This window comes from Stutzerimonas chloritidismutans, from assembly GCF_038562055.1.
GTDB classification, from domain to species: domain Bacteria; phylum Pseudomonadota; class Gammaproteobacteria; order Pseudomonadales; family Pseudomonadaceae; genus Stutzerimonas; species Stutzerimonas chloritidismutans_A.
The window spans coordinates 39939-52167 of sequence record NZ_JBCFXD010000020.1; the positions used below are offsets into that span (position 1 = coordinate 39939).

At 59.8% G+C, this 12229-nt stretch carries 9 protein-coding genes; 4 read left to right on the forward strand and 5 right to left on the reverse strand.

Translation table 11 applies throughout. The features are described 5' to 3' along the window. Positions 1-33 precede the first annotated feature (33 nt). Positions 34-576 (forward strand): hypothetical protein, encoded by a 543-nt coding sequence (locus tag AAGW23_RS20495; protein WP_342408114.1) that lies wholly within the window; start codon positions 34-36, stop codon positions 574-576. Between the two features lie 94 nt (positions 577-670). On the opposite strand, the gene rimI is transcribed toward AAGW23_RS20495, so the two are convergent. The 5 genes from rimI to AAGW23_RS20520 form a co-directional block, all read right to left on the reverse strand. Continuing rightward, positions 671-1123, reverse strand: a complete 453-nt coding sequence (rimI, locus tag AAGW23_RS20500; protein ID WP_342408115.1) for a ribosomal protein S18-alanine N-acetyltransferase — start codon at positions 1121-1123, stop codon at positions 671-673. Next, positions 1116-1967, reverse strand: a complete 852-nt coding sequence (locus AAGW23_RS20505; protein ID WP_342408116.1) for an energy transducer TonB — start codon at positions 1965-1967, stop codon at positions 1116-1118. The genes rimI and AAGW23_RS20505 overlap by 8 nt, the downstream gene beginning before the upstream one ends. Further along, entirely contained in the window at positions 1964-3511 is a 1548-nt protein-coding gene (locus AAGW23_RS20510) for a 2-isopropylmalate synthase (RefSeq protein WP_342408117.1), read from the reverse strand. Before AAGW23_RS20510 ends, AAGW23_RS20505 begins: the two co-directional genes overlap by 4 nt. 346 nt (positions 3512-3857) lie before the next feature. After that, a complete protein-coding gene (locus AAGW23_RS20515) occupies positions 3858-5096 on the reverse strand; it encodes a saccharopine dehydrogenase family protein (protein WP_342408118.1) in 1239 nt (412 codons plus the stop codon). Between the two features lie 28 nt (positions 5097-5124). Further along, positions 5125-6222, reverse strand: a complete 1098-nt coding sequence (locus tag AAGW23_RS20520) for a carboxynorspermidine decarboxylase (protein ID WP_342408119.1) — start codon at positions 6220-6222, stop codon at positions 5125-5127. A 320-nt stretch (positions 6223-6542) separates the two neighbouring features. On the opposite strand from AAGW23_RS20520, the gene mksB reads away from it, so the two are divergent. From mksB to mksF, 3 genes are all read left to right on the forward strand, one after another. Beyond that, complete coding sequence (mksB, locus tag AAGW23_RS20525) at positions 6543-7784, forward strand: Mks condensin complex protein MksB (protein ID WP_342408120.1); 1242 nt, start codon at positions 6543-6545, stop codon at positions 7782-7784. A 96-nt stretch (positions 7785-7880) separates the two neighbouring features. Further along, positions 7881-8567 carry an Mks condensin complex protein MksE gene (gene mksE, locus AAGW23_RS20530; RefSeq protein ID WP_342408121.1) on the forward strand — a complete coding sequence of 229 codons (687 nt, stop codon included), beginning with the start codon at positions 7881-7883 and terminating at the stop codon, positions 8565-8567. After that, entirely contained in the window at positions 8564-11413 is a 2850-nt protein-coding gene (mksF, locus tag AAGW23_RS20535) for an Mks condensin complex protein MksF (RefSeq protein WP_342408122.1), read from the forward strand. The genes mksE and mksF overlap by 4 nt, the downstream gene beginning before the upstream one ends. Positions 11414-12229 lie beyond the last annotated feature (816 nt).

Genomic DNA, 12229 nt, shown 5'->3' on the forward strand with positions numbered 1-12229 from the left:
CCTGCAAGACCAGAGTTCTAGCAGGAGGTTGTCATGAACGATTCCAAACCCTACACCCCCAAGGAAATCGACACCACCGAGGACCGCATGGGCTCCATCGAGCAGCTCGATTTCGATGAGCATCGGGACGATCGTAAAGGCCGTATTGGAGATGAAGTACCTGCTGAAGAAGTCGAGGACGAGTTTCCGCCAGAGCGCGTAGCCGAAGCCGGCATGACGACTGGCGAAGTACCTGGCGGGCAGACCACCATGGATGACATGGCGCCAGAGACGCTGATTCCTGACGATGGCGCTCGCTCACCGCGCGAGCGCGGCCACGGCGGGCCGGCCGATCAGGATTTGAGTGAAGTTTCGGAGCACCGTATCGGTGCCGATGTGGATCTGGACGAGGCCGAAGCGGGCCGCTCCGACCCTCTGGATGGCAAACCGTGGGACGGGCCAGCAGATGGCGATCCGGACACCGGCCTTGGCGGCGGCGATGCCGTGCTGCATGAAAATGACGATGTGATGGACGACGAAGAACTTGGCGGCGACGCCCCGCTGGATTCTGCCCGGGACAAAACGCCTGGGCAGTAGCATTACTTAACCGGCCCGCACTCAATGGATTCATGGCGATAAAAGAAGGCCCGGCTCTTTCGAGTCGGGCCTTCTTGTGTCGGGCCTTCGAGGCTCAGTCGATCAGCGTACAGGCCATTACCAGAGCATCCTCGCGACCCTCGGCGGACGGGTAGTAACCTCTGCGGCGTCCGACCTCATTGAAGCCATAACGCTCGTACAGACGGTAAGCCGAAGTGTTGCTCGCGCGCACCTCAAGGAAGCACTCGCGTCCACCACGCTCATGAGCCCGCATCATCAGGTGTTCCAGAAGCCGCAAGCCAAGCCCGTGGCCCTGACTCTGCGGCTTGACCGTGATATTGAGCAGATGTGCTTCGTCGAGAATGACGTTGATCACGCCATGACCGACCTGCTGCTCGCCCTCGAACATCACCCAACACTCATAGGCGGTGAGCGCATCGGTGAAGATGCCGCGAGTCCAGGGATGGCTGAAGGCCGCGTATTCGATTTTCAGCACGGTTTCGATATCCGCCGCGGTCATCGGGCGGAAGCTCACTGCATCACTCATGAACACTACTCGTGGACCCACTCAAACCAATCACCCAGCGCGGCATGCTGCGGCGCATGGCTTTCCACAGCTGCGCCTTGCTCCCGGGCTGCTCCATCAACTGCTCCAACCCCGGCATGGTCAACGCAACGCCCAGGCCTTCAATGGTCAACTCGCGGTAGCAGGCGTCCGGCTCGACTTCGCCAGCAAACCGCAGTGCGGGTGACCCGACCAGCCAAAGGCAGGCACATCCCATATCTTCCAACTCGGCGGCGACCACGCCCTGCACATAGTCTCGCGCGGCCTCTGCCCCCTGATCGAGGCTGCCGCGATGGAGCAGCGGCCAGCGAATCGGCTCACCGTCGCCGACCTGCTGCGGGCTGTCCGGCAGTCTGGCTGCGCGCAAGAGGTCCTTGAGCAGGATGTAAGCCGGATCGCGGCTTTGAAAGGACTCCCCAGTAGGCAGCTCGACCAACAGTAAAACATTGCCGGCACGCAATAACTGCAAGGCGAAGCGAGGTGGCGGTACGGCAACGCTTTGCTCGACCGCTCGTGTTTGCCCCTCGTCAGCCTTGATGGCTGACTTTTTGGACTCGGGCATGGAAACCCGCGACATAACCGCGCGGGCCGCATCCGCAGCCGGACTCGTCGACGCGGCCGCGGCCGGAGCTAGTCCCTCGGATGTGGCACGGGCCGGCTGTGGCGCTGGCTGAGGCTCGACGACTGGCGCGGCCTCTTCTTCCGCCTCGAAGAACTGCAACAGTTCCGGCCGCGAAGGCGCGGCAAACGGCAGCTCGGCGCGCGGCAGCCAGGTGGTGATCTGCATGGCATCGAGAAAGGCCCGACGCCGACTTTCGGTAATCAAACCCCGGCCACCTGCGGATGAGCCTTGGCGCCAACCTGCATCAGATTCAGCGCATTGAGGTAAGCCTTGGCCGAGGCGACGACGATATCGGTGTCGGCACCGTTGCCATTGACGATGCGCCCGCCCTTCTCCAGCCGCACCGTGACCTCGCCTTGCGAGTCGGTGCCCTTGGTGATGGCGTTGACCGAATACAGCTGAAGCGTCGCGCCCGAATTGGCTATCGACTCGATGGCCTTGAAGGTCGCATCGACCGGTCCCGAACCCTGTCCGGACGCGGCCTGCTCGTTGCCGTCCACGCTCAGTACGAGCTTGGCGTCTGGCACCTCGCCGGTCTTGCTCGCCACCTCCAGGGTGACCAGTTTGAAATGCTCCTGCACGTCCTCGGCGAGCGTGTCGGACACCAGCGCCTGCAAGTCCTCGTCGAAGATCTCGTGCTTCTTGTCCGCCAACTCCTTGAAACGTGCAAAAGCCGCGTTCAGCTCGCCCTCGCCCGGCAGGACGATGCCCAGCTCCTCGAGCCGCGAACGGAACGCAGCGCGCCCCGAGTGCTTGCCCATCACCATCTTGTTGGCGTTCCAGCCCACCGATTGCGCGGACATGATTTCGTAGGTTTCGCGGTGCTTGAGCACGCCATCCTGATGGATGCCGGACTCATGGGCAAAGGCATTGGCACCCACGATGGCCTTGTTGGGCTGCACGGGAAAGCCGGTGATCCCGGAGACCAGACGCGAGGCGCTGAGGATGTGCTCGGTCTCGATCCGGGTGTGCACGTCGAGCAGGTCCTGGCGGGTCTTGATCGCCATGACGATTTCTTCCAGCGCGGCATTGCCGGCGCGCTCGCCAAGCCCGTTGATGGTGCACTCGACCTGCCGAGCACCGGCGACTACCGCGGCAAGCGAATTGGCGACTGCCAGCCCCAGGTCGTTGTGGCAATGCACGGAGAAAACAGCTTTATCCGCGTTGGGAATGCGCTCAAGTAGCTGGCGGATGGTCTCGGCGTACTGATGCGGAATGGCGTAGCCCACGGTGTCCGGGATATTGATCGTACGCGCCCCGGCATTGATGGCCGCCTCGATGATGCGGCAGAGGAAATCGATTTCCGACCGCCCGGCGTCCTCGCAGGAAAACTCCACATCGGCGCAGAGGTTGCGCGCCTTGGTCACCGCCCGAACGGCCTGCTCGACCACCTGATCCGGCTGCATGCGCAGCTTGTACTGCATATGAATCGGGCTGGTGGCGATAAAGGTGTGGATGCGCCCGGAGTTGGCTCCAGTCAGTGCTTCGGCAGCACGTTCAATATCGGCATCGACGGCGCGCGCCAGGCTACAGACGGTGCTGTCCTTGATATGGTCGGCCACGGCTTTGACGGCTGCGAAATCGCCCGGGCTGGCGATGGCGAAGCCGGCTTCGATCACGTCCACTTTCAGCCGCTCGAGGGCCTTGGCGATGCGCAGCTTTTCTTCGCCCGTCATGGAGGCGCCGGGGCTCTGCTCACCGTCACGCAGAGTGGTATCGAAGATGATGACGCGATCATTGCTGCTCATAGGAAGGTCCTCACGGCTGCCAAGCGCCTCTCATTGGGCGCTGTTGTCCGCGGATTGTCGCGTGAAATGAACGGGGCGGGAAGGCGCAGCTGCGTTCGTAGAGGAGATGTCGCTTTTGCTTCACCACGAAGCATGTGTGGTGCTGGCACTGGTGCGTGTGCCATCAATAGCCAAAAACGTCTGTGGAAAACGCGTCGCGGTTTTCCACCCTACGAATGCCAGACCCCACGTTGATACGTAGGGTGGATGTCGCTTTTTACATCCACCGCCGCGCCGCGGACAAAGTAAAAGGCCCCGCTGCCGAAGCAGCGGGGCCTTTCGTTCTTGCGTGCAGCTTGTCGCTGGCTTACTGATCCCAGGCCCGGTCGCCGCGCTCGTCCTTGATCCGAGTCGGCAGGCCCATCGCGTCGAGCAGCTTGAGGAATGGCTGCGCCGGCAATTGCTCGACGTTGACCATGCGATGCGCATCCCACTCTCCACGCGCCACCAGCAGCGCGGCGGCAACTGGCGGTACGCCAGCGGTGTAGGAAATGCCCTGGCTGTCCGTCTCGGCGTAAGCCTCTTCATGATCAGCCACGTTGTAGATGAACAGCTCGCGCGGCTGACCGTCCTTGGTGCCTTTGATGAGGTCGCCGATGCAGGTCTTGCCGGTGTAGCCAGGCGCCAGCGAAGCGGGATCAGGCAGCACGGCTTTCACCACCTTGAGTGGCACCACTTCCAGGCCCTCTGCTGTACGTACCGGCTGCTCCGAAAGCAGGCCGAGTTTATTCAGCACGGTGAAGACGTTGATGTAATGATCACCAAAACTCATCCAGAAGCGGACGTTCGGTACGTCGAGGTGCTTGGAGAGCGAATGCACCTCGTCATGGCCGGTCAGGTAGAGGCTCTGCTCGCCCACGACTGGCAGATTGTCGGTGCGTTTGACCTCGAACATGCGGTTGGTCGTCCACTGGCTGTTCTGCCAGCTGTAGACCTGACCGGTGAATTCGCGGAAGTTGATTTCCGGGTCGAAATTGGTCGCGAAATATTTGCCGTGCGAACCGGCGTTGACGTCCAGAATATCGATCGACTCGATGTTGTCGAAGTATTCCTGTTGCGCCAGGGCGGCGTATGCATTGACCACGCCCGGGTCGAAGCCAGCGCCCAGAATGGCGGTGACGCCCTTTTCCTGACACTCGGCCAGGTGTTTCCACTCGTAGTTGCCATACCACGGCGGCGTTTCACAAATCTTGTTCGGCTCTTCGTGAATAGCCGTGTCGAGATACGCAGCGCCGGTGTCGATACACGCGCGCAGTACGGCCATGTTCAGGAAGGCTGAACCCACATTGATGACGATCTGCGATTCAGTTTCGCGGATCATCGCCTTGGTCGCTTCTACGTCCAGGGCGTCCAGCACGTAGGCCTTGATCTCACCGGGCTGCTTCAATCCGCCCTTGGCCTGCACGCTGTCGATGATGGCCTGGCATTTGGAGATGCTGCGCGACGCGATAGCAATACGACCGAGTTCGTCGTTGTGCTGCGCGCACTTATGGGCCACCACCTTGGCGACACCTCCTGCACCAATGATAAGAACGTTTTTCTTCAATTGTTTTGTCACTCCTTAAGCCGCTGCCTCAGGAAAGGCTGGACAGGTAATCGTCAAAGTTGAATTCGCGAACCAGCTCGACGCTGCCGTCGAGCTGCTTTACAACGATGGACGGCATTTTCAGACCGTTAAACCAGTTTTTCTTGACCATTGTGTAACCCGCTGCGTCGATAAACGACAGCCGATCGCCGATGGTCAGCGGACGATCGAATTGGTACTCGCCGAAGATATCGCCGGCCAGACAGGATTTGCCGCACACCATATAGCTGTGCTCGCCGTCGTTGGGCGCCATCTTGGCGTTGAGGCGGTAGATCAGCAGATCGAGCATATGCGCCTCGATCGAGCTGTCGACTACCGCAAGATTCTTGCCGTTGTACAGAGTGTCGAGCACCGTCACTTCAAGCGAGGAGCTGAGGGTAATGGCCGCTTCGCCCGGCTCCAGGTAGACCTGCACACCATACTTCTCGGAGAAGGCTTTCAGGCGGGCGCAGAAGGCATCGAGTGGGTAGTCTTGTCCGGTGAAGTGGATGCCGCCGCCAAGGCTGACCCATTGAACCTGCTCGAGCAGCGAGCCGAAGCGCTCCTCGATGGTGCCAAGCATCTTGTCGAACAGCTCGAAGCTGCCGTTTTCACAGTTATTGTGGAACATGAAGCCGGAAATCTTGCCCATGACCGAGGCTATTTTCTCCGGGTCCCACTCGCCGAGACGACTAAACGGGCGCGCCGGATCGGCGAGCAGATAGTCGGAGCTGCTGACCTGGGGATTCACACGCAAACCCCGAATGGTGCCTTCGGTCGCGGCCTCGAAACGATCGAGCTGGCCGATGGAGTTGAAGATGATCTTGTCGCAGTTGGCGACCATCTCTTCAATTTCATCGTCGGCCCAGGCCACGCTGTACGCATGCGCTTCTCCAGCGAATTTCTGCCGACCGAGCTTGAGCTCATAGAGTGACGACGAAGTAGTACCGTCCATGTACTGCTGCATCAGGTCGAAAACCGACCAGGTCGCAAAGCACTTGAGCGCCAACAGCGCTTTGGCGCCGGACTGCTCGCGTACATAGGCAATCTTTTCCAGATTGCCCAGCAGCTTCTGTTTATCGATGAGGTAATACGGCGTCTTGATCATGTGTGCGTGCCCCGAAAAGGTCGCCGGCAGGAAGCCGACCGCTTCCCGTTTGGAAAAAAGGGCGAATTGTGCCGGTAACTAACGCATATCGAAATAGCATTTCGACACTTCGTCGACTTTCATGATGTTCGGTCGCCACCAAATTGCTGGACTGAAGCGATACGCTGCAGACTAGATGGCAAAAGATGACGACCGGATGAACCTTTGAATTTGCTGACAGGAATGCCGATGAAGGCGCACCCGATCGTCTCCGCCTGCCATTAATTCGGTGGGGATGCAGTACAATTTGCGCCTTTTTTCATGGCTGGATTGGCGCCTCGATGATCGAACCCAAGCGCGTACTGCGCGCCCTCGCCGAACACTGGACATTGCTCGAGCCGCTGTGCGAGCGCTTCGACGCTGGCACCCTGAGCCTGATCGAACTTCGTCACCAGCTCGCAGCACAGCTTCCGGAAGGAACGCCCACCGATATCACAGCCCTGCTTGATCAGTGGATCCGCCTCGACATCCTGGTGCCGGTGGCGAAAAGCCCGAATCGCTTTGAGCTGAACGCGCAGATTCACGATTTTCTGGCGTACCTGCGCCGCGAACATCGCCTGGGCCTGTGCCTGGAAATCGAAGCCTATCTGCGTCACCTCGAACGCCTGGCGGGACACATCCAAGACGCCTTCGAAATCCGTGATGGCCAGGACCTGGCGCGGCAGCTGCGCCTGCTCGATATGCGCGTGCGTGACGTGCTGAAAAAGCTCGCAAATGATGAACAAGCGCTGATCGGCGTGGCCGATCGGGCCAAGACCAGCGACCGGCAGATTCCGCTGCGGCAACGTTATGCAGAAGTCCTGGCGACCTGGGACGAGTACGTCGAGCCAATGATCCAGCTGGTCGCGGCTGACGGTGCCTTCGAACAAGGCGTTTACCGCGTCGAGCAGGTGCTGATGAAGCTGCTCGGCGAGCAACAGCGACTCGGCCAACTGGTCGACGACGATCTGCTGCTACGCACGCATGCGCGGATTCTGGAAATGCAGAGCACCGCCCAGCTGACCCTGCGTCATGCTCGTGAGCTGTTGCTGCCCCTGCGTGAAGAAGCGCGTCGTCACAACGCGGTGACCCGTGGCGCGGCGCTGGCGCTGTCAGCTATCCGCAAGAAAGGCCTCGATGCCGTGCCGCAGGCGTCGCTGCCGCTGTTCACCCGGCCGCAGAGTACTTTTCTCGGCTCGGCCAGCCAGGTCGAAGCCTACGTCTATGCCTTGGCCCGCTTTGAGCCAAAACCCGCGCGATTCCCCCGAGCCGGCAGCAAACGCAAGACCGATGCACCACGTTCTCCGCTGACGGCACGTGAAATGCTCGACCGCTGCGAACAGGCGTTGCCGCTGCCTGACCTGATGCAATGGTTGCTGGAGCAGGAGCCCGAAGGCGCGACCGATGAGCTGCTCTACTGGTTTTCGCGCCTGTCCCGCGATGCACGTTTTCAGCGCGAGCGCCTGGAGCGGCGCGAGTACCTGACGCGCGAGCATCAGGTCAGCCTCAGCTCATTCGCGCTGCTGGCCAATGCCAATGGTTGAGCCTTGTGTTCCACGGGCAAGCTGCGCGCCCGTCCCGACTATCCATTTTCGTGAAATGCGCTTCGCGGTTTCACACGATGATTGCCTGAGTTGCGTATGAACATCGATCTGAAAGAAATGACCCAGCTGGCGCCTATCTTCCGCGAGCTGTTCAAGGGCTATCACCTGTCGCGCAGCGAGCCGGAGTGCTATGCCCAGCTATCCAACATGCAGGACCTGTACCGCGCGCTGTTCAAGGCGCTCGGCTTTGAACTGGTCTGCGACCCGCGCGGCTTTTACTATTTCGTTCCCGAGCAGATGGGCGCCCAGGTCAACAAGACGGCTCAGCGCCTGGCGTTGTTTACCTTCATCCTGGTCGAACATCTGGCCGATCAGGGCCGCGATCCGCTTGCAGTTCTCGATGGCGGCACCCTGGGTCGGGATGAACTGCCGGCCTTGCTGGATAAGTACCGCGACCTGTTTCTGCAGGCTGAGGTGACCACCCAGGACGAGCTGGAAGAAAAAGTCATTCGCCGGCTGACGCAACTGGGTTTTGCCGAAGACAGCAATGGTATTTACCGTTTCCTGCCGCCCATGCACCGTTTCCTCGACGTCTGTTTGTCGGTTCAGCAGGACCGCGACCTCGCGGCAAGCCTGCACAGCAGTGACCTGCCATTGCCCGCCCCTCAGCTCTTCGCCGAGGAGGATGAGGACGAGATCATTCTTCTCGACCGTGATCCGGACGAATCCGAAGAAGATGCCCTAGCGCGTGCCATCGCTGATGAAAAGGAGCTTGAAGCATGAGCCAGGAACGATACGGTATCCGTCGCTTTGCCCTGCTGAACACCGCCGGCTACAGCCTCGGAATTTTTCCGCTGGAAACGCCACTGTCAGTTTACGGCGCCAACAACCTCGGCAAGTCTGCATCGATCAACGCGCTGCAATTCCCGATTCTGGCGCGCATGTCAGACATGAGCTTCGGCAAGTACAGCCTGGAACAGTCACGAAAGTTCTACTTCGCCAGCGACACCAGTTACATCCTGGTCGAAGTCGCCCTGCCCCATGGCCCGCACGTCATCGGTGTTGCCGGGCGCGGGCCGGGCGGCGGGTTTGGCCACCAGTTCTTCGTTTACCAAGGCTCGTTAGACCTCGATCACTACCAGCAGAACGGCACCTGCCTGCGTCAGCGCGAGCTATTCGCCAATCTGGAGCGCGCCGGTATCAAAGCCTACGAGGCCAAGCCGGACGAGCTTCGCCGTCTACTGGTTGGTGGGCATACTGCGATTCCGCTGGACATGACACTCATACCGCTGCGCTCAACCAGCGAGCAGAGCCTGAAAACATTCCGTGCGCTGTTCATCAACCTGCTGCACATGCGCGAGATAACCGCGGCCAAACTCAAGCAACTGTTCCTCGATGCGTTCGAACACAGCTTGCGTTCCGGCAGTGTCGACTACATCGCCGCTACCGAAGAAGCCTTCCGTGATGTGCGCCGCATGGAGCAGGACTATCAGGCGTTGGTCGCAGCCGGCCCGCTGGTAGAAGCCCTCGCCGCTGGCGTAGCTCAACGTGAGTTGCTGCGCGGCAAATTGCATCGCTTGTCCCCCTTGCTCGACTCACTACTCGGCACCTGGCAGGACTATGCCGGCGCCCGCAAGGAAGAGCTGGTCATCCAGGCCGAACACTATCGCCGCGAGCAGGACGGCCTGCAGAACGAACAGCGTGGCGGCACCGCTGAGCTGATGCGTCTCGAGCGTGAAATCAGTGAGATTCAACGCTGGCTGGGTGAGCTCTCGGCGTTGAAGAACCGCTTTGCGCTGGTTGAGGATGCTCATGTTCTCGAACAACAGCTGCTCGCCGCCAAGGACGCCCACGACGAGCTGGCTGGCGCGCTGTCGCAATCACGCCAGTTCTCCAGCGAAGATCTCGATGAGCGTCTACGAGACCTGGAAAAGCGCCTCAAGTCTGTCCGGCAGCAATTGGACCATGCGGACAACAACAGCTATTCGCGCCTGCGTGAAGAGTTCTCTCAGGCCGATGTAGATCGTCTGATGCGCTTGTTCAACAGTCAGCTGTTCAGCCTGCCTTTGGGAGACAAAGGCATATGCACGGACGACAGCGAGACGTGGGTCAAGTCGCTGGAAGCAGTGCTCGACGGTTTCAAGGGCGAGCGATTCGAAGTGCCCGGATTGTCCATCGATCTGTCCCATATCGAACCACCGGCACTGCAGGCGCTGGCTGACCGGGCCGCGCTGCGTGACCAGAAAGACCGACTGGAACGCGAGCTGAAGCAACTCAAGGCCCAGCACTCGGTAGCGGTGGACCGTGCCGCCAGCAAAGCGCAAGCCGAGCAGCTTTACCAACAGGTGCTTGACGCTCAAAAAGCATTGGAGGATTACCGCCGCTGCCAGACGCTATCGGCCGAAGAGCACAGCAAGCTCGAGCAGCTGGCTCAGAACGAAGCGGCTCAGGATGAACTCAAGCGGACCAGCGACGTCTTCACTGAGCGGGTGCAACACCTGTCAGCAAAGCTGCAGCTGGTCGGCCGCCAGTTGGCTGATCTCGAGGCCAAGGAACGCACGCTGGAGGACGCGCTACGCCGTCGTCAGCTGCTCCCTGCCGACTTGCCATTCGGCACACCGTTCATGGACCCCGTGGACGACACCCTGGACAATCTCCAGCCGCTGCTCAACGACTACCAAGACAGCTGGCAGGCACTGCAGCGTGTCGATGGCCAGATCGAAGCACTCTATGCACAGGTACGCCTCAAGGGTGTTGCCAAATTCGATAGCGAAGAAGACCCTGAGCGACGGTTACAGCTGCTGGTCAATGCCTACGCGCACCGCCAGGACGAAGCCTTGACGCTTGCCAAGGCACGTCGCGCGGCAGTGACCGATATAGCACGCACCTTGCGCAACATTCGCAGCGATTACGACAGCCTTGAGCATCAGCTGGCGTTGTTCAACCGAGAGATCAACAAACGGCAGGTATCGAATCTTGAGAGCTTCCGCATTGTGCTGGCCCCTAATAAGGATGCACTGAAGCATATCGATCAGATCATCCACAGCGCAGGGCAGTACGAGCAAGGCGAGACACTATCGGTATTCGACCTGCAGCAAAGCAGCGAACAGGACAGCAGAAACGAGGAAGCCAAGGAATACCTGGCGCGCCTGGTTGCAGCAAATAACAACCAGTTGGGCCTGAAGGATCTGTTCGAGCTGGCATTCGAGATCACCAAGGTGGGCGGTCAGCCGGTCATCCATACCGACATCGACGGGGCGGCATCCAACGGTACGACCATGACCATCAAAGCGCTGACCAACATGTACCTGCTGCTACACCTGATGGATCGTGAACAAGCCGGACGCATACGTCTGCCCTACTACCTAGATGAAGCAGCCGATATCGACGAGCGCAATCAGCAGGCTCTGATCGAAACCAGCTTGCAGCTGGGCTTCGTTCCGATTCTGGCCTCTGTCAAACCGCAAGTATCAGCGCATGTGGCCATCGACCTGGAAGGCGGTAGCGGTCCGAGCGGGATATACATAGACGAAGCGGATTGGAAATACATCAAACGGCGGGACCAGCCTGGGCAACCGGTTTTAGCAGCTGAGCGAAACGCGGTACCAGAAGCCGAACCGATCAGCTGATCGCTAGGTTGAGAGCCAGTCTGCCAGTAATGTCGGCTGGCCCTCTCCCTTCTAGCGTTTACTCACCTACCGAGCTGTCCGTTGACTGAGCCATTAGGACTCTTTTGCAACGACGTCAAAGTCGCCAGGCCTTGGTTGCTGGGACTGGCTGGCCGCCCGGACGTTTCGTTATTAGCTTCCAGAACGTGCGCACCGAGCCCCCAGACAAGGTGCCAACATCGGTTCCGCGCTGACTTGAGCGTGTACGCGTGATGGCTGAAGCCTCTCTGCCATCAGCGCTGCGGCATCGCCTGCGTATTACCGAGCCTGGTCTTGTTCCTCTCAGCCGCGGTCCGGATACCAACGTCCAAGTCACCCGAGGATGGCATTCAAGGCCGGAGATTCCTCTGCCCGAAAACTCTATCGATGCGCCCGCACCACCTCGTTTGCAACATCCGCAGGCAGAGCCTGAGCGAACATGGATGCACAGCGAGGCAATTCGTCACCGCACATTTTTTCTGGTCGGTTTAGGGCGTTCGGGTGGCACCTAAGCGCGTCGAGCAGCTGTTTCTCCTCACATGGAAATTCCCGAGTTGGTCGGCCGTTCGTTATGCAACGTTGTGGCCCCTCATGCAAGCTCTGCAATGTTCGCCAAAAACGAACCGGATGCACAGTAGACAGTATGTCTGCACAGCACTCGGCACGATTGCTGTATTAGAGGCTGCTAGAGCTCATCAGCGACGGATACAAGATATCTCGCCCCAAAGACAAACCCCCGATCCTCTTACGAAGATCGGGGGTTTGGTGTAGAAGCTTGACGATGACCTACTCTCACAT